The sequence below is a fragment of the Bacillus sp. FJAT-42376 genome, from assembly GCF_003816055.1.
GTDB lineage: Bacteria > Bacillota > Bacilli > Bacillales > Bacillaceae > Metabacillus_B.
In genome coordinates, this window is sequence record NZ_CP033906.1 from 481,655 (window position 1) to 501,520 (window position 19,866).

The following is a 19,866-nucleotide window of genomic DNA, read 5'->3' on the forward strand; positions in this document are numbered from 1 at the left end:
CCGAGAAAGGAGGAAATGGATTATGCCAAAAGTTACTATGTTAAACCAAAGCGGAGCTAACGCTGGTGAAATCGAACTGAACGATTCTATCTTCGGTATCGAGCCAAACCAAGCTGTTCTTTTCGAAGCGGTTATCATGCAAAGAGCTTCCTTAAGACAAGGAAACGCTAAAGTAAAAAATCGTTCTGAAGTTCGTGGCGGAGGACGCAAACCTTGGCGCCAAAAAGGAACTGGACGTGCTCGTCAAGGATCTATCCGTTCACCGCAATGGCGCGGAGGAGGAGTAGTTTTCGGACCGACACCTCGTTCTTATGCTTACAAACTACCTAAAAAAGTACGCCGTCTGGCTATCAAATCTGCTTTGTCATCCAAAGTACAAGACAGCAAATTTGTTGTTCTTGAGGATCTGACACTGGATGCTGTAAAAACAAAGGAAATGGCTTCTATCCTAAAAGCTATTTCAGTTGAGAAAAAAGCATTGATCGTTACTGCTGATGTTAACGAGAAAGTATCCCTTTCTGCACGTAACATCCAGGGCATCACTGTTGTTGCAGCTGACGGTATCAACGTTCTTGACGTACTGAACCATGAAAAGCTAATTATGACGAAAGCTGCGGTGCAAAAAGTAGAGGAGGTGCTTGCATAATGAAAGATCCTCGTGATATTATTAAGCGCCCCGTGATCACTGAAAATTCTACTGACATTATGGCTGACAGAAAATATACGTTTGAAGTAGACGTAAGAGCTAACAAAACGGAAGTTAAAGATGCTGTAGAAGCAATTTTCGGTGTGAAAGTAGCGAAAGTCAACGTTATGAATTACAAAGGTAAATTCAGACGCGTCGGCCGTTACAGCGGACTTACAAATCGCAGAAGAAAAGCAATCATTACATTGACTGCTGACTCTAAAGAAATCGAACTTTTTGAAGTTTAATATATAAGTGAAGGAGGGAAATTGAGATGGCGATTAAAAAATACAAACCGACCTCCAACGGTCGTCGTGGTATGACAGTATCTGATTTTGCAGAAATCACTACTGATAAGCCGGAAAAATCCTTGCTTGCTCCGTTAAGCAAAAAAGCTGGACGTAACAACCAAGGTAAAATCACGGTTCGTCATCAAGGCGGAGGCCATAAGCGCCAGTATCGTATTATCGATTTTAAACGCGACAAAGATGGTATACCAGGACGCGTTGCTACAATCGAGTACGATCCAAACCGCTCTGCAAACATTGCGTTGATTCATTACGCTGATGGAGAAAAGAGATACATTCTTGCTCCTAAAAACCTTAAAGTTGATTTGGAAATTATGTCAGGAGCAGAAGCTGACATTAAAGTGGGTAACGCCCTTCCACTTCAAAACATCCCAGTTGGTACAGTAGTACACAACATTGAACTTAAACCTGGTAAAGGCGGACAGCTTGTACGTTCTGCAGGAACATCTGCACAAGTCCTTGGTAAAGAAGGCAAATACGTACTAGTTCGTTTGAATTCCGGAGAGGTTCGCATGATCCTTGCTACTTGCCGCGCTACAATCGGTCAAGTCGGCAATGAGCAGCACGAACTGATCAACATCGGTAAAGCAGGACGTTCACGCTGGTTAGGCAAACGCCCAACAGTTCGTGGTTCTGTAATGAACCCTAACGATCACCCGCACGGTGGTGGTGAAGGACGCTCACCTATCGGTCGTAAATCACCTATGTCTCCATGGGGCAAACCGACTCTTGGTGCTAAAACACGTAAGAAAACGAATAAATCCGATAAATTTATCGTACGTCGTCGTAAAAAATAACGTGACTGAACTACGGTTCATCCGAACCGTAGCGCAATCACGAAGGGAGGTACTCGCATGGGTCGCAGCTTGAAAAAAGGACCTTTCGTGGATGATCATTTGATGGTTAAAGTGGAAAAATTGAATGAAACTGAAAAGAAGCAAGTAATTAAAACTTGGTCTCGCCGTTCTACAATTTTCCCTCAATTCATCGGTCACACGATCGCTGTATATGATGGACGCAAACACGTTCCTGTATATGTTACGGAAGACATGGTTGGCCACAAGTTAGGTGAATTTGCACCTTCTCGTACTTACAAAGGCCACGGTAACGATGATAAAAAAACAAGACGCTAATGAGAGGAGGCATTTAAATGCAAGCTAAAGCTGTCGCTAGAACAGTTCGTATTGCTCCTCGTAAAGCACGTTTGGTAATGGACTTAATTCGAGGAAAGCAAGTCGGTGAAGCAGTTGCAATCCTTCGTCTAACTCCGAAGGCAGCTTCTCCAATTATCGAGAAAGTACTAAACTCTGCAGTTGCAAACGCTGAGCATAACTATGAAATGGACATCAACAGCCTGGTTATTTCTGAAGGATTCGTTGACGAAGGTCCAACACTTAAAAGATTCCGTCCGCGCGCAATGGGACGTGCAAGTGCAATCAACAAACGCACAAGCCATATCACAATTATCGTATCAGAAAAGAAGGAGGGATAAGCTGTGGGTCAAAAGGTAAATCCAGTCGGTCTTCGTATCGGTGTGATTCGTGATTGGGAATCAAAATGGTACGCAGGCAAAGACTACGCTGATCTTTTACACGAAGATTTAAAAGTTCGTGAATACATCAACAAACGCCTGAATGATGCATCTGTTTCCAAAGTGGAAATTGAGCGTGCTGCAAACCGCATCAACGTAACTGTCCACACTGCTAAACCAGGAATGGTTATCGGTAAAGGTGGTACAGAAGTTGAAGCGCTTCGTAAAGCTCTTAACACACTAACTGGTAAACGCGTGCACATCAATATTCTAGAAATCAAAAGAGCAGATCTTGATGCTAAATTAGTAGCTGACAACATCGCTCGCCAGCTTGAAAACCGTATTTCTTTCCGCCGTGCTCAAAAGCAGGCACTTCAACGCACAATGCGTGCCGGTGCACAAGGAATTAAAACAATGGTTTCCGGTCGTCTTGGCGGAGCTGATATCGCTCGTTCTGAACATTACAGTGAAGGAACTGTTCCACTTCACACACTTCGCGCTGACATCGATTACGGTACAGCAGAAGCAGACACTACTTACGGTAAACTAGGTGTCAAAGTATGGATCTATCGTGGAGAAGTTCTTCCTGTTAAGAAGAAATCCGAGGAAGGAGGAAAATAATATGTTATTGCCTAAACGTGTTAAGTATCGCAGAGAGCATCGCGGAAAAATGCGCGGCCGTGCAAAAGGCGGTGCGGAAGTACACTTTGGTGAATACGGCATTCAAGCTTTGGAAGCATCTTGGATCACAAACCGTCAAATCGAGGCAGCTCGTATTGCGATGACTCGTTACATGAAACGTGGCGGTAAAGTATGGATCAAAATTTTCCCTTCCAAACCTTACACTGCTAAGCCTCTAGAAGTCCGAATGGGTTCCGGTAAAGGTGCTCCTGAAGGATGGGTAGCTGTAGTAAAACCTGGTAAAGTATTGTTTGAGATTGCGGGTGTATCTGAAGAAGTTGCTCGTGAAGCTTTGCGTCTTGCATCTCACAAACTGCCAATTAAAACGAAATTCGTGAAGCGCGAGGAAATTGGTGGTGAATCAAATGAAAGCTAATGAAATCCGTGATCTTACCACTGCCGAAATCGAACAAAAAGTAAAATCCCTTAAAGAAGAGCTTTTCAACCTTCGTTTCCAGCTTGCTACAGGCCAGCTTGAAAACACTGCTCGCATCCGCGAAGTACGCAAAGCAATCGCTCGTATGAAGACTGTAATCCGTCAAAGAGAGATCGCTGCTAATAATCGATAAACCTGAGAGGAGGTTTGCAAAATGAGTGAACGCAACCAGCGTAAGGTATATACTGGCCGTGTTGTATCCGACAAAATGGATAAAACAATCACAGTACTAGTTGAGACTTACAAAACTCATTCTCTATACGGCAAACGCGTAAAGTACTCTAAGAAGTTCAAAGCGCATGACGAAGAAAACCAAGCTAAAATTGGCGATATCGTAAGAATCATGGAAACTCGTCCGCAATCTGCGACAAAACGTTTCCGTCTTGTAGAAATCGTTGAAGAAGCTGTTATTATCTAATAAATGTTCGGATAGTTAATTCCGAAGGGAGGTAACGTGAATGATTCAACAAGAATCTCGCTTAAAAGTTGCTGACAACTCTGGTGCTCGTGAAGTACTGACTATTAAAGTCCTTGGCGGATCCGGACGTAAAACAGCTAACATTGGTGATGTAATCGTGTGTACGGTTAAACAAGCAACACCAGGAGGCGTTGTTAAAAAAGGAGACGTAGTTAAGGCTGTTATCGTTCGTACGAAGAGCGGTGCACGCCGTACTGACGGTTCTTACATTCGTTTCGACGAAAATGCTTGTGTAATCATCCGTGATGACAAAAGCCCGCGCGGTACGCGTATTTTCGGACCTGTTGCTCGTGAGCTTCGCGAAAACAATTTCATGAAAATTGTTTCTCTAGCTCCAGAAGTTCTTTAATTTTAAAAATGATTGCCTTACTAAGGAGGTGCGGACAAGATGCATGTTAAAAAAGGTGATAATGTAATGGTTATCTCTGGTAAGGATAAAGGCAAGCAAGGAAAAGTGCTTGAAGCTTACCCTAAGAAAGACCGTGTGCTAGTTGAAGGTGTGAACGTTGTTAAAAAACACTCTAAACCAACACAAGCAAACACTCAAGGTGGAATCGTCAGCCAAGAGTCGCCAATCCATGTATCCAACGTAATGCTGATCGACCCTAAAAGCGGCGAGCCAACTCGTATCGGCTATAAAACGGTTGACGGCAAAAAAGTACGTGTTGCAAACAAATCTGGTGAATCTCTAGATAAATAGTAACTAAGGAAGGGAGGTCTATCATATGAACCGCCTTAAAGAAAAGTTTGTAAAAGAAACGACACCTGCTCTAATGAGCAAGTTCAACTATAAATCCGTAATGCAAGTACCAAAGCTTGAAAAAATCGTGATCAATATGGGTGTGGGCGATGCAGTAGCAAACTCAAAGTCTCTTGACAACGCTGTTGAAGAGCTGACTGCAATTGCTGGTCAAAAACCAGTTATCACACGCGCTAAAAAATCAATCGCCGGTTTCCGTCTTCGTGAAGGCATGCCGATCGGTGCGAAAGTTACACTTCGCGGCGAGCGCATGTACGAATTCCTAGACAAATTGGTTTCTGTTTCTTTACCACGTGTACGTGACTTCCGCGGAATCTCCAAGAAAGCATTTGACGGACGCGGTAACTACACTCTAGGTGTTAAAGAGCAATTGATCTTCCCTGAGATTGATTACGATCAAGTTACAAAGGTTCGCGGTATGGATATCGTTATCGTTACAACTGCTAATACAGACGAAGAAGCTCGTGAACTACTTACTCAGTTTGGAATGCCATTCCAAAAATAATCGTAAAGGGAGGCGAAATCGTGGCAAAAAAATCTATGATCGCGAAACAAAAACGCTCTCCAAAGTTTAATGTTCAAGCATATACTCGATGCGAACGCTGCGGACGTCCACATTCTGTGATTCGCAAATTTAAACTTTGCCGTATTTGTTTCCGTGAACTTGCTTATAAAGGTCAAATTCCTGGCGTTAAGAAAGCTAGCTGGTAATACCCCATAACGGGAAGGAGGTTATTTAACAATGGTTATGACAGATCCGATTGCAGATTTGCTTACTCGCATCCGTAATGCGAATATGGTACGTCATGAGAAGCTGGAAGTTCCTGCTTCTAAAATCAAAAAAGAGATTGCTGAAATCTTGAAACGCGAAGGTTTCGTTCGTGACGTTGAATACGTTGAGGACAACAAACAAGGTGTGATCCGCATCTTCCTTAAATACGGTTCAAACAACGAGCGTGTTATTACTGGTCTTAAACGCATCAGTAAGCCTGGTCTTCGTGTTTATGCGAAAGCTACTGAAGTACCTCGCGTACTTAACGGTCTAGGAATCGCAATTATCTCAACTTCTCAAGGTGTCATCACTGACAAAGAAGCCCGCGCGAAACAAGCTGGCGGAGAAGTATTAGCATACGTTTGGTAATAAGTTAAAAAGAATGGAGGTGTAAATTATGTCTCGTGTCGGTAAAAAACTGCTTGAGATTCCATCTGATGTTACAATCAAAATGAACGAGAACACGGTTACGGTTAAAGGTCCTAAAGGGGAATTGACTCGTACATTCCACCCGGACATTACGATTTCCATTGAGGAAAACATTCTAACTGTATCACGTCCTTCCGATCATAAAGATCACCGTGCTCTTCACGGTACAACTCGCAGCATTCTTGGAAACATGGTTGAAGGTGTTTCTAAAGGCTTCGAAAAAGGATTAGAACTAGTTGGTGTAGGTTACCGTGCTACTAAATCCGGAAACAAACTGATTCTAAACGTTGGTTACTCTCACCCTGTTGAGATCACACCGGAACAAGGAATCGAAATTGAAGTGCCTTCACAAACGAAAATCATCGTTAAAGGTACTGATAAAGAGCGCGTTGGAGCGATTGCTTCCAACATCCGTGCGACTCGCCCGCCTGAGCCTTATAAAGGTAAAGGAGTTCGCTATGAAGGTGAATTTGTACGCCGTAAAGAAGGTAAAACTGCGAAGTAATGCCGCTTAATGGCCTAAGAAAGGAGTGACCCTGATGATCACAAAAGCTAGCAAAAATTCTGTGCGTAAAAGAAGACATGCTCGTGTACGTGCGAAACTCTTCGGAACGGCTGAAAGACCTCGTCTAAACGTGTTCCGTTCTAATAAACACATTTATGCTCAACTGATCGACGATACAAACGGTGTAACAATCGTAAGTGCTTCTTCCATGGAGAAAGATTTAAATCTTGATTCTACTGCGAACCTTGAAGCAGCTCAGAAAGTTGGAGAGCTTGTTGCAAAACGTGCCGTTGATAAAGGTCATAAATCTATCGTATTTGATCGTGGAGGATACCTGTACCACGGTCGTATCAAAGCTCTTGCTGACGCTGCCCGCGAAGCTGGACTTGAATTTTAATCGGAAAAGGAGGGAAACACAGTATGCGTCGTAATGACTCAGTTAAATCAGAGTTTGAAGAACGTGTAGTTACCGTTAACCGCGTTGCTAAGGTTGTTAAAGGTGGTCGTCGCTTCCGTTTTGCTGCACTTGTTGTCGTAGGCGACAAGAATGGCCGAGTTGGTTTCGGTACAGGTAAAGCGCAAGAGGTGCCTGAAGCAATCCGTAAAGCAATCGAAGATGCGAAAAAGAATCTTGTAACAGTACCAATGGTTGGTACAACAATTCCACACGAAGTGATCGGACGATTCGGTGCTGGAAACATTCTTCTGAAGCCAGCTTCAGAGGGTACCGGAGTAATCGCCGGCGGACCAGTACGTGCGGTACTTGAACTTGCAGGTGTAGGTGACATCCTATCTAAATCCCTTGGTTCAAACACACCAATCAACATGGTTCGTGCAACACTTGAAGGCTTAAAGCAGCTTAAGAAAGCTGAGCAAGTTGCTAAGCTTCGTGGAAAATCTGTAGAAGAACTGTTAGGATAAGGGGGGAAAGATAATGGCAAACAAATTAGCGATCACCCTTACTCGCAGTGTTATCGGCCGTCCGGAAACCCAGCGTGTAACAGTTAAAACACTTGGTTTGCGCAAAATGCACCAAACCGTTGTTCACGAAGACAATGCTGCTATTCGCGGAATGATTAACAAAGTATCACATTTGGTTAAAGTAGAAGAACAATAATTCGTTTGTTCTATAAATAAGGAGGTGTCCTGATGAAACTTCATGAATTGAAACCGGCAGAAGGTTCCCGCCGCGAGCGCAACCGTTTGGGCCGTGGTATCGGATCTGGTAACGGTAAAACAGCTGGTAAAGGTCATAAAGGTCAAAACGCCCGTTCTGGCGGAGGTGTTCGTCTTGGATTCGAGGGTGGTCAAACTCCATTATTCAGACGTTTGCCTAAACGCGGATTTACGAACATCAACCGTAAAGAATACGCGGTTGTTAACCTTGAGAGACTGAACCGTTTCGAAGAAGGTACAGAAGTAACTCCTGAGCTTCTTCTAGAAACTGGCGTGCTTAGCAGCACAAAAGCTGGCGTGAAGATTCTTGGCGACGGTAAGATCGAGAAGAAACTCACTGTTAAAGCGAACAAATTCTCATCTTCCGCTAAAGAAGCAATCGAAGCTGCCGGCGGTACAGCTGAGGTGATTTAATGTTTAAGACAATCTCCAATTTCATGCGCGTGAGTGACATAAGAAACAAAATCATATTCACTCTTTTAATGCTTATTGTATTTCGAATCGGCACATTCATCCCTGTTCCGGGCGTCAACACAGAAGTGCTGGCTGCTCAGGATCAGCAGATGAGCGTTTTCGGAGTACTGAACACTTTTGGCGGGGGAGCACTGTTTAATTACTCCATTCTTGCAATGGGTATTATGCCGTACATCACCGCCTCCATTATTGTTCAGCTCCTTCAAATGGACGTTGTACCGAAGTTTACGGAATGGTCTAAGCAGGGTGAAGTTGGAAGACGTAAATTGGCTCAATTTACGAGATATTTCACCATTGTTCTCGGGTTCATTCAGGCAATCGGTATGTCAATCGGGTTTAATAACCTGACAGGCGGTATGCTGATTGAAAATCCTGGTGTGCCTACCTATCTTCTGATTGCAGTGGTCCTGACATCAGGAACTGCTTTCTTAATGTGGCTTGGAGAACAAATTACAGCAAAGGGTGTAGGAAATGGTATTTCCATCATTATCTTTGCGGGGATCGTGGCTGCGATTCCTAAAACCCTCAATCAGATTTATAGCCAGCTATTTACTGATGCGGGAGATCAGCTTTTCATCCGGATTGTCATTGTGATCCTGCTTGCGATTGCTGTTCTGGCTATTGTAGTTGGAACCATCTATGTTCAGCAGGCACTTCGCAAGATTCCGATTCAATATGCTAAAAGGGTATCAGGCTCAGGTCCTCAAGGGGGAGGTCAATCCACCCACTTGCCTCTGAAGGTGAACCCGGCTGGTGTAATTCCTGTAATCTTCGCGGTTTCATTCCTAATCACACCGCCGACGATTGCTAATTTCTTCGGAAAGAACGATGTGACCAATTGGATAACAACCAATCTCACAACGACTCATCCGATTGGAGCTTCCATCTATGTTGCTTTAATTATTGCCTTTACGTATTTCTATGCGTTCGTTCAGGTTAATCCGGAACAAATGGCTGATAACTTAAAGAAACAAGGCGGATATGTTCCAGGGATCCGTCCTGGAAAAAGCACTCAGGAATATTTAACAAAAGTATTGTACCGTTTAACATTTGTAGGCGCCATTTTCCTTGCCATCATTGCTGTTCTTCCTACTCTTTTTATCGCTTTTGCAGGTCTTCCACAATCCGCACAGATTGGCGGAACGAGCTTGCTGATCGTAATCGGGGTAGCGCTTGAAACGATGAAGACACTGGAAAGCCAGCTTGTTAAGCGTCACTACAAAGGCTTTATGAAACAGTAAGGAAATGGGACGCAGCTGCGCCCATTCCCTTTATATAGAGACTGAGGGGGAAATCGGATGAATCTTGTATTAATGGGTCTGCCCGGTGCCGGTAAAGGAACTCAGGCAGAACAAATCAAAGAGGAATATCAAATCCCTCATATCTCGACAGGAGATATGTTTCGAGCAGCTATTAAGGAAGAAACTGAAATGGGACTGCAGGCTAAGTCTTTCATTGATAAAGGCGAACTTGTACCTGATGAAGTAACAATTGGTATTGTCCGCGATCGTTTGGGCAAAGATGATTGTGAAAAAGGGTTCTTGCTTGATGGATTCCCCCGTACTGTTGCACAGGCGGAGGCGCTGGAAACGATTCTTTCTGATCTTGGCAAAAAGCTTGACCATGTCATCAATATTGATGTGGATAAGAGCATTCTAATGGAACGCTTGACTGGACGCCGCATTTGTAAAAATTGCGGAGCTACTTACCACTTAGTCTTCAATCCTCCTGCAAAGGAAGATGTTTGTGACAAATGTGGCGGAGAGCTGTATCAGCGGGCTGACGATAACGAAGAAACGGTTTCCAACCGTTTGGAAGTGAACGTCAAACAAAGCAAGCCGCTTCTTGATTTCTATAGCGAAAAAGGCTATGTAAGAGAGATAGACGGCCAGCAGGATATCCGCAAAGTTTTTGCTGATATCAAAGCATTGCTTGGAGGATCAGCTGAATGATCATCTGCAAGACTCCGCGTGAGATTGAAATCATGAGGGAAGCTGGCCGGATCGTTGCACTGACCCACCAGGAATTAAAGAAACATGTCCAGCCCGGTATTACAACGAAAGAATTGGATAGTATTGCCGAAAAGTTTATACGCATGCATGATGCAATTCCTTCCTTCAAAGGGTATAATGGATTCCGCGGAAGCATATGTGCTTCTGTCAACGAAGAGCTCGTTCATGGCATTCCGGGTGACCGGGTGTTAAATGAAGGGGACATTATCAGCATCGATATCGGTGCAAAGTATAATGGCTATCACGGTGACTCAGCCTGGACATATCCGGTAGGCGCCATTTCCGAAGAAACGCAAAAGCTGCTGGACGTTACAGAAGAGTCTTTATATAGAGGGCTGAATGAAGCCAAGCCGGGAGATCGGCTTTCAAACATCTCCCACGCTATCCAGCTCTATGCAGAAGGCGAAGGATTTTCGATCGTCAGAGAATATGTTGGGCACGGTGTAGGGCAGGAACTTCATGAAGATCCGCAAATTCCTCACTTTGGACCGCCTGGCAAAGGGCCAAGGCTTAAACCCGGCATGGTTCTGGCAATTGAACCAATGGTCAACGCTGGAACACGTTATGTTAGAACCTTACAGGATAACTGGACGGTTGTAACAGTGGATGGCAAAATGTGTGCTCACTTTGAACACACCATTGCAATCACGGATACCGGTTTTGAGATTCTTACAAAAGCTTAAATGCAGAAGAAGGCAATGACGCTTTAACAGACTGCAGACGGATGCAGAACTCCGGAAGTTTGAGTCTCGTTATAGTGGCAGATGGAGACAAACGGACGTTTCATTCTCCCCAGAACACATCCACCACTTTAAGTTCTTTAATTGCGTATCTCCGGAAGTTCAGAGCAGTGTATAGAATGATATAGCTCTCAGCTATATAGGGTTTGCCAATACGGCAAATTGCTGATTTGATGAAGGGAGAACAACTTAATGGCTAAAGATGATGTAATTGAAGTTGAAGGTACCGTTCAAGAGACGCTGCCTAATGCGATGTTTAAAGTTGAACTTGAAAACGGTCATACAGTCCTGGCGCATGTTTCAGGAAAGATCCGCATGCATTTCATTCGTATTTTACCTGGAGACAAAGTTACGGTAGAATTATCTCCGTACGATTTGACTCGCGGAAGAATAACGTACCGTTTCAAATAAAAGCACTCCGAACTATCAAGGAGGTTGGAAAACACATGAAGGTTAGACCGTCCGTGAAACCGATTTGCGAAAAATGTAAAGTTATTCGCAGAAGAGGAAAAGTCATGGTTATTTGTGAGAATCCAAAGCATAAACAAAAACAAGGATAAAACATAAGGAGGTGCACTGACAAATGGCTCGTATTGCTGGTGTAGATATTCCACGCGAAAAACGCGTTGTAATTTCATTGACTTACATTTTCGGAATTGGCCGTACAACTTCTCAAAAAATTCTTGCTGAAGCAGGAGTTTCTGAAGACACTCGTGTACGCGATCTTACCGAAGAAGAACTAGGAAAAATCCGTGATGTTATCGATAAGCTAAAAGTTGAAGGAGACCTTCGTCGTGAGATTTCCCTTAACATCAAACGTCTAATCGAAATCGGAAGCTTCCGTGGTCTTCGCCACCGCCGCGGCTTACCTGTTCGCGGACAAAACACTAAAAACAATGCTCGTACACGTAAAGGCCCACGCCGTACTGTTGCGAACAAAAAGAAATAAGGTAAAGGAGGTTAAAGCTCTATGGCACAACGTAAAACAAACACTCGTAAACGCCGTGTGAAAAAGAACATTGAAGCTGGTATTGCGCATATCCGCTCCACTTTTAACAATACAATCGTTACGATCACTGATACTCACGGAAACGCAGTATCTTGGTCAAGCGCAGGTGCTTTAGGATTCAGAGGTTCTCGTAAATCTACTCCTTTTGCTGCGCAAATGGCTGCTGAAACTGCAGCAAAAACTTCCATCGAACATGGTTTGAAAACTTTGGAAGTAACAGTTAAAGGTCCTGGTGCTGGCCGTGAAGCTGCTATTCGTGCTCTTCAAGCTGCTGGTCTAGAAGTAACGGCTATCAGAGATGTTACTCCAGTTCCTCATAATGGCTGCCGCCCGCCAAAACGTCGTCGTGTGTAAATTTTCTGTATAGATTTCGTATCCCTGTCTATAATGGGTTATGATACAGTATATAATTAAAAGCAGAATTTCCCAATTCTGCTGGTATGCACAATCGGGACATTACAATGGGGAATTTCGGTTGATTTAGGTTGCTAGATCTGCCGGGGTTTCGACGTTTTGAAGGAGGGTTTTATTGAATGATTGAGATTGAAAAACCAAAAATCGAAACGGTTGAAATCAGCGAAGATGCCAAATACGGCAAATTCGTCGTCGAACCACTCGAGCGCGGATATGGTACTACTTTGGGTAACTCCTTACGCCGTATTCTATTATCCTCACTCCCGGGTGCAGCTGTAACATCGATCCAAATTGACGGTGTTCTGCATGAATTTTCGACGATTGAAGGCGTCGTAGAAGATGTTACATCCATAATTTTAAACGTTAAGAAGCTTGCTCTTAAAATCTATTCAGAAGAAGAAAAAACTCTTGAGATTGATATTCAAGGAGAAGGTGCTGTTACGGCAGCCGATATCACTCATGACAGTGATATTGAAATCCTGAACCCTGATCTTCACATCGCAACGCTGGCGAAAGATGCCACGCTTCGAATGAGATTGACAGCAAGAAGAGGACGCGGATACACTCCAGCTGATGCGAACAAACGTGAAGATCAGCCAATCGGAGTCATCCCGATCGATTCTATCTATACACCTGTTGCCCGCGTATCCTATCAAGTGGAAAATACACGTGTAGGACAAGTGGCTAACTTTGATAAGCTTACTCTTGACGTCTGGACTGACGGAAGCAACGGACCTAAAGAGGCTGTTGCCCTGGGTGCTAAAATTTTGACTGAACATCTTAACATTTTTGTTGGCTTAACTGATGAAGCCCAAAATGCTGAGATTATGGTTGAAAAAGAAGAAGATCAAAAAGAGAAAGTATTAGAGATGACAATTGAAGAATTGGATCTCTCCGTACGTTCTTACAACTGTCTGAAACGTGCTGGAATCAATACGGTTCAGGAACTTGCGAACAAAACAGAGGAAGATATGATGAAAGTTCGCAACCTTGGACGCAAATCTCTTGAAGAAGTTAAAGCGAAACTAGATGAACTTGGATTAGGTCTGCGCAAAGACGACTGACCGGTTCGCTAGTCATTTGTGTGTAGAACACACGCAAAGCCTATTCAAAGGAGGGGACATCACATGTCATACAGAAAATTGGGCCGTACTAGCTCACAACGTAAAGCAATGCTTCGTGACTTGGCTACTGATCTAATCATCAACGAGCGTATCGAAACTACTGAAGCCCGTGCGAAAGAGCTTCGTTCCGTTGTTGATAAAATGATTACTCTAGGGAAACGCGGAGATCTTCATGCTCGCCGTCAAGCTGCAGCATTCGTTCGTAACGAAGTGGCTGAAATGGTAGTAGTAGGTCAAGATAAAAACGGAAAAGACAAAGAAAAAGCGAAATACGCTTTGGAAAAACTTTTCACTGATATCGCAGGCCGTTATGGAGAGCGCCAAGGCGGATACACTCGTATCATGAAACTTGGACCTCGTCGCGGAGACGGAGCTCCAATGGTTATCATTGAGCTTGTGTAAGTAATGTAAAGAGGGTGGACAGCTTTAAGCTGATTTACCCTTTTTTACGATGGGGACCGTTAAGCAGCATGGTCCTCATAGGCGGATAGACAATGGAAACGTTGTAAGGAGCCGAATACGACTGAGAACATGGCGGGCAGATTCTGTCCGCCAATCCCAGTTAGTAGAGTTTTTTTTTATTTTCAGAGATGTTTTGAGTGTGAGAGGAGAAGAGCAGGCTATGCGAAAAGAAATAGCACGAGTAGAGAATGTTACCTTTTCCTATCCGGATCGAGAAAAACCAGCCCTGGATGATGTAAGCTTCAGCATCTATGAGGGGGAATGGCTTGCCATTGTCGGTCATAATGGTTCTGGAAAATCAACGCTTGCCCGAATTTTGAACGGTCTTCTTTTGCCGGCGAAAGGAAAGGTCAGCCTTGCAGGGACGGAGCTCTCAGAGGAGACAATCTGGGATGTCCGCAAAAAGGTGGGAATGGTATTCCAAAATCCTGATAATCAGTTTGTTGGAACGACAGTTAAGGATGATGTGGCTTTTGGTCTGGAAAACAACGGAATCCCCCGCGACGAAATGCTGAAACGGGTGGATTGGGCGACAAAGCAAGTTAAGATGGATGCTTTTCTCGATCAAGAGCCGCACCATCTGTCAGGCGGCCAAAAACAGCGTGTTGCCATCGCTGGCGTGCTGGCCGTCAAGCCTCAAATTATGATTCTCGACGAAGCAACATCCATGCTCGATCCAGCCGGCAGAAGTGATGTAATGGATACTGTTCGGCTGTTGAATGATCAGGGCGCTGTCACCGTCATATCCATCACACATGATCTTGAAGAAGCATCTAAGGCCGATCGGATCATTGTGATGAACAAAGGGAAAAAACTGAAGGAAGGAAAGCCGGAGCTGATCTTCTCAATGGGAGAGGAATTAACAAGAATTGGACTGGATCTTCCGTTTTCGTATAAGCTCAGTCAGGAGCTCCGAAAGGCAGGCATTCCTCTTCAGAAGAATCACTTAACAGAACAAGGATTGGTGGATGAGCTATGGATATTACAGCAAAAGGCCTAGAGCATACGTACAATCCGCGCACACCCTTTGAGAAACGAGCCATCTACAATATGGATCTTTCTATTCAGTCTGGTTCCTACACAGCGATTATCGGCCATACCGGCTCCGGGAAATCCACTCTTCTTCAGCATTTAAATGGCTTGCTCAAGCCCACATCGGGATGGATCACAATCGGTGATCGAACGATAAAAGCAAAAGAAAAGGCCAAACATTTAAAAACGGTGCGAAAAAAAGTGGGAATCGTTTTTCAGTTTCCGGAGCATCAGCTCTTTGAGGAGACGGTGGAGAAGGATATTATGTTTGGACCGATGAATTTTGGTGTTCCGGAAAAAGAGGCACGTCAGAGAGCAAGGGAAATGACGGAATTAGTTGGACTGCCGTCAGAGGTTCTGGAGCGTTCTCCATTTGACTTAAGCGGAGGGCAAATGAGAAGGGTAGCCATTGCGGGTGTCCTAGCCATGGAACCTGAAGTCATTGTGCTGGACGAGCCTACAGCCGGTCTTGATCCGAAGGGCCGCCGTGACATCATGGAGCTCTTTTATCAGCTGCATAAGGAAAAAGGACTGACAACGATTCTTGTTACGCACAGCATGGAAGATGCAGCCAGATATGCAGAAGAACTGATCGTGCTCCATCAAGGAACGATTCAGCTGAAAGGACGGCCAGAGGAGGTTTTTTCTGCACCTGAAAAAATTGCGGAAGCAGGCCTCAGACTTCCTGAAACCGTTCAGTTCAAGCATGCTCTTGAGGAAAAGCTCGGCATCCGCATACAGGGAGCGCCTCTTACAATTGATGAGACGGTTCGATCGCTCAAATCCTTATATAAAAAGGGGGGAGCTGAATGAACGGAATCATCATCGGAAAATATGTACCAGGGCATTCTTTTGTTCATAAGCTTGATCCGAGAGCCAAGCTTCTTCTCGTCTTCTTTTTTGTCTTTATCGTCTTTCTGGCAAATAATACGATCACTTATACGGTCCTGGGACTATTTACAATTTTCATTGTCTCGCTTACAAAGCTTCCCCCGAGATTTCTCGTTTCGGGTTTGAAGCCGATTCTGTGGATTATTCTGTTCACCTTTATTCTGCATATTCTCGTCACTAAGCAAGGACCGGTTCTATTTCAGTTTTCATTCATATCGGTTCATGAAGAAGGACTGAGGCAGGGGATCTTTATCTCGCTGCGTTTCCTGTATCTGATTCTGATCACTACCCTGCTTACCTTGACCACTACGCCGATTGAAGTAACGGACGGAATGGAGAATTTGCTTCATCCCTTTAAAAAGCTGGGTCTCCCTGTTCATGAGCTTGCCTTAATGATGTCGATTGCCTTAAGGTTTATTCCGACACTGACTGACGAAACCGATAAGATTATGAAGGCGCAAATGGCCAGGGGAGTCGACTTCTCTTCAGGGCCCCTGACAAAGCGTGTCCAGTCGATTGTCCCCTTGCTTGTCCCGCTGTTTATCAGCGCGTTTAAACGGGCTGAGGAGCTTGCTACAGCGATGGAGGCAAGAGGCTATCAAGGCGGAGAAGGAAGAACGAAATACAGACAGCTTAAATGGGATTCCAGGGATTCAGCGATGATGATCATGCTCCTCGTTTTAACCATTCTGCTTCTGTTCCTTCGTTCGTAGGAGCCGCTATGAGAATAAAAATGATTATTTCCTATGACGGGACTGACTTCAGCGGATACCAGATTCAGCCGGATGCACGAACGGTTCAGGAGGAACTGGAGACGGCTTTGTCCAGGCTGCATAAGGGAAGACAGGTTAAAGTCACAGCCTCCGGAAGAACAGATGCTAAAGTGCACGCACGAGGTCAGGTGCTCCATTTTGACACTCCTCTGGGCATTCCAATGGACCGATGGCCTAAAGCTCTGAATGCGCTGCTTCCGAAGGATATTAAGGTGCTGGAAGCTGCTGAGGCGGCAAAAGACTTTCACGCCCGTTTTGATGCGTGCGGAAAGGAATACCGGTATGTGATAGACCGTTCCCCGGTACAGGATGTATTTCTCAGAAACTATGCCTATCATTATCCGTATGCGTTAAACTTGGAAGCCATGAAGAGCGCTTCGGAGCAATTTATTGGAACTCATGATTTTACCGCGTTTTGCTCAGCAAAAACCGAGGTAGAGGACCGTGTCCGGACCATCCATTCCATCAGGTTTATTGAAGAGGGCGAAAGAATGACGATGTGCATTCAGGGCAGCGGCTTCTTGTACAATATGGTCCGGATTATCATGGGGACTCTTTTAAATGCCGGCATTGGATTGACGAAGCCGGAAGAAATTTCTGAAATGATTTTGTCCATGGACCGGACGAAAACTGGAAAAACCGCGCCTGGACACGGCTTGTATCTATGGAAAGTTTTCTATGACAACTAAACCAGGTGTAACATTGTCTTGACATTGCGGTATTACTGAGATAAACTATCACATGGTATGTATTTCATCCCCACGATTAAGCCCCGGAAAGCTCGTCGTGTTTTGAAATAAAAATGGAACTAACGTTTATGGAAAGATATTAGGAGGGAAAATCAATGCGTACAACGTATATGGCGAAAGCTAGCGAAGTTGACCGTAAATGGTACGTTGTGGATGCAGCAGGCAAGACACTAGGTCGTCTTTCTACTGAAGTAGCATCTATTCTTCGCGGCAAACACAAGCCGACTTTTACACCACATGTAGACACTGGAGATCACGTAATCATCATCAACGCTGAGAAAATTGAACTGACTGGTAAGAAATTAACTGATAAAATTTACTACCGTCACAGCCAATTCCCAGGCGGACTTAAATCCAGAACAGCTCTTGAAATGCGTACAAACTACGCTGAAAAAATGCTTGAGCTAGCGATCAAAGGAATGCTTCCTAAGAATTCCCTTGGCCGTCAAATCTTCAAAAAATTGCACGTATACGCGGGTGCTGAGCATCCACACCAAGCACAACAGCCTGAAGTTTACGAACTTCGCGGTTAATTATTAAGGAGGTTATCAATTTGGCACAGGTTCAATATTACGGTACTGGCCGCCGCAAGAGCTCCGTTGCTCGTGTACGCCTAATTCCAGGCGAAGGCAAGATCGTTGTTAATAAACGCGACATTAAAGATTACATCCCATTCGCAGCTCTAATCGAGGACGTAAAACAGCCGCTTAACTTGACTGAAACTGGTTCTTCTTACGATGTACTAGTAAACGTTAGCGGCGGTGGATTTGCAGGTCAAGCCGGCGCAATCCGCCACGGTATCTCTCGTGCACTGCTTCAAGCAGATCCTGAGTTCCGTACAACTCTTAAACGCGCTGGTCTATTGACTCGTGACGCTCGTATGAAAGAGCGTAAAAAATACGGACTTAAAGGCGCACGCCGTGCACCTCAGTTCTCAAAACGTTAATTTGCGTTTTCAAAAGACTTTCAAAGCCTTTGCTTTGGAGGTCTTTTTTTGTGCAGCCATGCGGCTCTATGGATTCCTTCCATTGGCTGATTGAGGAAGCCCGTCCTATTCTTTAGAGTAGAAGATGAGGTGAATGGCAATGGGAGAATCGCTGAAATCTATTCGAAAATCAATCCGTGAGAACAAATGGACAACTTCTACCGCAGGGCATGCAGAAGGGTACGTGCAAACGAATCTGGTCATTCTGAAAAAAGAGCTTGCTTATGACTTCCTGTTATTTTGCCAAAGAAATGAAAAGGCCTGTCCGCTTCTTGAGGTCACAGATACAGGGTCGTTTGTTCCTGTCCTGAGTGCTCCGCAGGCAGATCTAAGAACGGATGTCCCAAAGTATAGGGTTTATCGTTATGGAAAGCTTGTTTCTGAACAGGAGGATATTAAAGATCTTTGGGAAGAGGATTTCGTTGCTTTCCTTCTTGGATGCAGCTTTACTTTCGAAAAAGCACTGCTGGAATATGGAGTCCCTGTCCGGCACATAGAGGAAAAACGAAATGTACCAATGTATAACTCCAGTCTCCCTCTTCATGAGAGCGGGGTTTTCAAAGGGACGATGGTTGTCAGCATGAGGCCGATCCCCGCCAAAGACATTGCAAAAGCAGTGCAAGTGACAGCCCGGTCGCCGAAGTCCCACGGGGCTCCTGTTCACATAGGGAACCCTGAAGAAATCGGGATTGCGAATCTTGCCGCTCCTGACTTTGGAGATGCCGTGACGGTCAAAGAAGGTGAGGTCCCTGTGTTTTGGGCGTGCGGAGTGACTCCTCAGGCTGCTGCGGTCGCCTCGAAACCGGATTTAATGATTACTCATGCACCTGGTCATATGTTTATAACGGACTTGAAAGATACCGATGTAAGCTTATAAATGAACCGGTGATCATGAGCACTTTTTTTATCGTTTTTTTCCCCTGAGAATAGCAGATACTATCTGCAAAGGGGGTCCGTAAAATGGGCACAATGGTTTTTCTTAAGGATTTGCGAAGAGAAAAGCAGATGAAATATGAACGAAGCATGCTGAGAGAAGTGTCGATCAAGGAAATTAAAAAAGGAATTCATCTTCACTTTGCCTCATTTTTTCATTACGGACTTTTATCGAAATGGAGCATAGAAGAAGGCTGTGCGGATTTTGCCATTGAAGCGTTCCTCTTGGGTGCGAAGTACAGCAAGTTCGGTTACAAGGGAGAATCGATGGTAAATGTCCAAAACCGGTCGGGTAAAGAGGAAAAGCGGCTCACTGCCGATTTTTACGATTACTTGATCAGCTGGGGATGTCCGAGTGAGAGCTCGGTTTGCCATGAATCTCTGTTCATGGCTTCGGAATGCTTTATGCAGCACTGGTGGAAGGAAGGATTCCTGAGAGGGCAGAAGCGCTATAAATTACGCCTGAATTAATCATAAACCCTCAACCTGTCCCATATATTGAACTAG

Annotated in this window: 36 protein-coding genes; all 36 read left to right on the forward strand. The window is 44.6% G+C overall.

The genetic code is table 11. The features are described 5' to 3' along the window. Positions 1-22 precede the first annotated feature (22 nt). Complete coding sequence (rplD, locus tag CEF21_RS02320) at positions 23-646, forward strand: 50S ribosomal protein L4 (RefSeq protein WP_123913225.1); 624 nt, start codon at positions 23-25, stop codon at positions 644-646. After that, a complete protein-coding gene (gene rplW, locus CEF21_RS02325; RefSeq protein ID WP_035406795.1) occupies positions 646-933 on the forward strand; it encodes a 50S ribosomal protein L23 in 288 nt (95 codons plus the stop codon). The genes rplD and rplW overlap by 1 nt, the downstream gene beginning before the upstream one ends. A 26-nt stretch (positions 934-959) precedes the next feature. After that, positions 960-1,790, forward strand: a complete 831-nt coding sequence (rplB, locus tag CEF21_RS02330; protein WP_035406798.1) for a 50S ribosomal protein L2 — start codon at positions 960-962, stop codon at positions 1,788-1,790. Positions 1,791-1,847: 57 nt separating this feature from the next. Continuing rightward, positions 1,848-2,126 (forward strand): 30S ribosomal protein S19, encoded by a 279-nt coding sequence (gene rpsS / locus CEF21_RS02335; RefSeq protein WP_035406800.1) that lies wholly within the window; start codon positions 1,848-1,850, stop codon positions 2,124-2,126. Positions 2,127-2,143: 17 nt separating this feature from the next. Continuing rightward, positions 2,144-2,485: a 50S ribosomal protein L22 gene (rplV, locus tag CEF21_RS02340; protein WP_123913226.1), complete on the forward strand. Its 342-nt coding sequence runs from the start codon at positions 2,144-2,146 to the stop codon at positions 2,483-2,485. A gap of 3 nt (positions 2,486-2,488) precedes the next feature. Further along, entirely contained in the window at positions 2,489-3,145 is a 657-nt protein-coding gene (gene rpsC, locus CEF21_RS02345; RefSeq protein WP_123913227.1) for a 30S ribosomal protein S3, read from the forward strand. Between the two features lies 1 nt (position 3,146). After that, positions 3,147-3,581, forward strand: coding sequence for a 50S ribosomal protein L16 (gene rplP / locus CEF21_RS02350; protein ID WP_035406810.1), 435 nt, complete (start codon positions 3,147-3,149; stop codon positions 3,579-3,581). Then, positions 3,571-3,774: a 50S ribosomal protein L29 gene (rpmC, locus tag CEF21_RS02355; RefSeq protein ID WP_035406812.1), complete on the forward strand. Its 204-nt coding sequence runs from the start codon at positions 3,571-3,573 to the stop codon at positions 3,772-3,774. Before rplP ends, rpmC begins: the two co-directional genes overlap by 11 nt. Before the next feature lie 21 nt (positions 3,775-3,795). Next, the gene (gene rpsQ, locus CEF21_RS02360) at positions 3,796-4,059 is read left to right on the forward strand and encodes a 30S ribosomal protein S17 (RefSeq protein WP_035406815.1); all 264 of its coding nucleotides are present in this window, start codon (positions 3,796-3,798) and stop codon (positions 4,057-4,059) included. A 40-nt stretch (positions 4,060-4,099) separates the two neighbouring features. Further along, positions 4,100-4,468, forward strand: coding sequence for a 50S ribosomal protein L14 (rplN, locus tag CEF21_RS02365; protein ID WP_035406818.1), 369 nt, complete (start codon positions 4,100-4,102; stop codon positions 4,466-4,468). Positions 4,469-4,507: 39 nt separating this feature from the next. Beyond that, positions 4,508-4,819: a 50S ribosomal protein L24 gene (rplX, locus tag CEF21_RS02370; protein ID WP_123913228.1), complete on the forward strand. Its 312-nt coding sequence runs from the start codon at positions 4,508-4,510 to the stop codon at positions 4,817-4,819. Between the two features lie 25 nt (positions 4,820-4,844). Continuing rightward, entirely contained in the window at positions 4,845-5,384 is a 540-nt protein-coding gene (gene rplE / locus CEF21_RS02375; RefSeq protein ID WP_123913229.1) for a 50S ribosomal protein L5, read from the forward strand. A 20-nt stretch (positions 5,385-5,404) separates the two neighbouring features. Continuing rightward, positions 5,405-5,590, forward strand: a complete 186-nt coding sequence (locus CEF21_RS02380; RefSeq protein WP_082883739.1) for a type Z 30S ribosomal protein S14 — start codon at positions 5,405-5,407, stop codon at positions 5,588-5,590. A gap of 31 nt (positions 5,591-5,621) precedes the next feature. Next, the gene (rpsH, locus tag CEF21_RS02385) at positions 5,622-6,020 is read left to right on the forward strand and encodes a 30S ribosomal protein S8 (protein ID WP_123913230.1); all 399 of its coding nucleotides are present in this window, start codon (positions 5,622-5,624) and stop codon (positions 6,018-6,020) included. Between the two features lie 28 nt (positions 6,021-6,048). Beyond that, positions 6,049-6,585 carry a 50S ribosomal protein L6 gene (rplF, locus tag CEF21_RS02390; RefSeq protein WP_123913231.1) on the forward strand — a complete coding sequence of 179 codons (537 nt, stop codon included), beginning with the start codon at positions 6,049-6,051 and terminating at the stop codon, positions 6,583-6,585. 34 nt (positions 6,586-6,619) lie between these two features. Further along, positions 6,620-6,982, forward strand: coding sequence for a 50S ribosomal protein L18 (gene rplR, locus CEF21_RS02395; RefSeq protein ID WP_035406832.1), 363 nt, complete (start codon positions 6,620-6,622; stop codon positions 6,980-6,982). A 23-nt stretch (positions 6,983-7,005) separates the two neighbouring features. Next, positions 7,006-7,506, forward strand: coding sequence for a 30S ribosomal protein S5 (gene rpsE / locus CEF21_RS02400; protein ID WP_035406835.1), 501 nt, complete (start codon positions 7,006-7,008; stop codon positions 7,504-7,506). Between the two features lie 13 nt (positions 7,507-7,519). Continuing rightward, complete coding sequence (gene rpmD, locus CEF21_RS02405) at positions 7,520-7,702, forward strand: 50S ribosomal protein L30 (protein ID WP_035406839.1); 183 nt, start codon at positions 7,520-7,522, stop codon at positions 7,700-7,702. A gap of 32 nt (positions 7,703-7,734) precedes the next feature. Next, positions 7,735-8,175, forward strand: a complete 441-nt coding sequence (gene rplO, locus CEF21_RS02410; protein ID WP_123913232.1) for a 50S ribosomal protein L15 — start codon at positions 7,735-7,737, stop codon at positions 8,173-8,175. Next, on the forward strand, positions 8,175-9,476 hold the full coding sequence (gene secY, locus CEF21_RS02415; protein ID WP_123913233.1) for a preprotein translocase subunit SecY: 1,302 nt from the start codon (positions 8,175-8,177) through the stop codon (positions 9,474-9,476). The genes rplO and secY overlap by 1 nt, the downstream gene beginning before the upstream one ends. Positions 9,477-9,533: 57 nt before the next feature. Continuing rightward, the gene (locus tag CEF21_RS02420; protein ID WP_123913234.1) at positions 9,534-10,187 is read left to right on the forward strand and encodes an adenylate kinase; all 654 of its coding nucleotides are present in this window, start codon (positions 9,534-9,536) and stop codon (positions 10,185-10,187) included. Continuing rightward, positions 10,184-10,930 carry a type I methionyl aminopeptidase gene (gene map, locus CEF21_RS02425; RefSeq protein ID WP_123913235.1) on the forward strand — a complete coding sequence of 249 codons (747 nt, stop codon included), beginning with the start codon at positions 10,184-10,186 and terminating at the stop codon, positions 10,928-10,930. The genes CEF21_RS02420 and map overlap by 4 nt, the downstream gene beginning before the upstream one ends. 249 nt (positions 10,931-11,179) lie before the next feature. Beyond that, a complete protein-coding gene (infA, locus tag CEF21_RS02430) occupies positions 11,180-11,398 on the forward strand; it encodes a translation initiation factor IF-1 (RefSeq protein ID WP_028390440.1) in 219 nt (72 codons plus the stop codon). A 35-nt stretch (positions 11,399-11,433) separates the two neighbouring features. Next, positions 11,434-11,547, forward strand: a complete 114-nt coding sequence (gene rpmJ, locus CEF21_RS02435; RefSeq protein ID WP_000868344.1) for a 50S ribosomal protein L36 — start codon at positions 11,434-11,436, stop codon at positions 11,545-11,547. A 23-nt stretch (positions 11,548-11,570) separates the two neighbouring features. After that, a complete protein-coding gene (rpsM, locus tag CEF21_RS02440) occupies positions 11,571-11,936 on the forward strand; it encodes a 30S ribosomal protein S13 (protein ID WP_123913236.1) in 366 nt (121 codons plus the stop codon). A gap of 21 nt (positions 11,937-11,957) precedes the next feature. After that, positions 11,958-12,350 carry a 30S ribosomal protein S11 gene (gene rpsK / locus CEF21_RS02445; RefSeq protein ID WP_035406857.1) on the forward strand — a complete coding sequence of 131 codons (393 nt, stop codon included), beginning with the start codon at positions 11,958-11,960 and terminating at the stop codon, positions 12,348-12,350. A 179-nt stretch (positions 12,351-12,529) separates the two neighbouring features. Next, positions 12,530-13,474, forward strand: a complete 945-nt coding sequence (locus CEF21_RS02450) for a DNA-directed RNA polymerase subunit alpha (RefSeq protein WP_123913237.1) — start codon at positions 12,530-12,532, stop codon at positions 13,472-13,474. Between the two features lie 63 nt (positions 13,475-13,537). Then, complete coding sequence (gene rplQ / locus CEF21_RS02455; RefSeq protein WP_123913238.1) at positions 13,538-13,936, forward strand: 50S ribosomal protein L17; 399 nt, start codon at positions 13,538-13,540, stop codon at positions 13,934-13,936. A 220-nt stretch (positions 13,937-14,156) separates the two neighbouring features. After that, complete coding sequence (locus tag CEF21_RS02460) at positions 14,157-14,996, forward strand: energy-coupling factor ABC transporter ATP-binding protein (protein WP_123913239.1); 840 nt, start codon at positions 14,157-14,159, stop codon at positions 14,994-14,996. Next, the gene (locus tag CEF21_RS02465) at positions 14,972-15,841 is read left to right on the forward strand and encodes an energy-coupling factor ABC transporter ATP-binding protein (RefSeq protein WP_123913240.1); all 870 of its coding nucleotides are present in this window, start codon (positions 14,972-14,974) and stop codon (positions 15,839-15,841) included. The genes CEF21_RS02460 and CEF21_RS02465 overlap by 25 nt, the downstream gene beginning before the upstream one ends. Then, positions 15,838-16,632, forward strand: a complete 795-nt coding sequence (locus tag CEF21_RS02470; protein WP_123913241.1) for an energy-coupling factor transporter transmembrane component T family protein — start codon at positions 15,838-15,840, stop codon at positions 16,630-16,632. Before CEF21_RS02465 ends, CEF21_RS02470 begins: the two co-directional genes overlap by 4 nt. Before the next feature lie 8 nt (positions 16,633-16,640). After that, positions 16,641-17,381, forward strand: coding sequence for a tRNA pseudouridine(38-40) synthase TruA (gene truA, locus CEF21_RS02475; protein ID WP_123913242.1), 741 nt, complete (start codon positions 16,641-16,643; stop codon positions 17,379-17,381). 155 nt (positions 17,382-17,536) lie between these two features. Then, positions 17,537-17,974 (forward strand): 50S ribosomal protein L13, encoded by a 438-nt coding sequence (rplM, locus tag CEF21_RS02480; RefSeq protein ID WP_123913243.1) that lies wholly within the window; start codon positions 17,537-17,539, stop codon positions 17,972-17,974. Positions 17,975-17,994: 20 nt separating this feature from the next. Next, positions 17,995-18,387 carry a 30S ribosomal protein S9 gene (gene rpsI, locus CEF21_RS02485; protein WP_123913244.1) on the forward strand — a complete coding sequence of 131 codons (393 nt, stop codon included), beginning with the start codon at positions 17,995-17,997 and terminating at the stop codon, positions 18,385-18,387. 133 nt (positions 18,388-18,520) lie between these two features. Further along, on the forward strand, positions 18,521-19,303 hold the full coding sequence (locus CEF21_RS02490; protein ID WP_123913245.1) for a putative hydro-lyase: 783 nt from the start codon (positions 18,521-18,523) through the stop codon (positions 19,301-19,303). An 83-nt stretch (positions 19,304-19,386) separates the two neighbouring features. Beyond that, complete coding sequence (locus tag CEF21_RS02495) at positions 19,387-19,830, forward strand: DUF2521 family protein (protein WP_123913246.1); 444 nt, start codon at positions 19,387-19,389, stop codon at positions 19,828-19,830. The last annotated feature ends 36 nt before the right edge of the window (positions 19,831-19,866 follow it).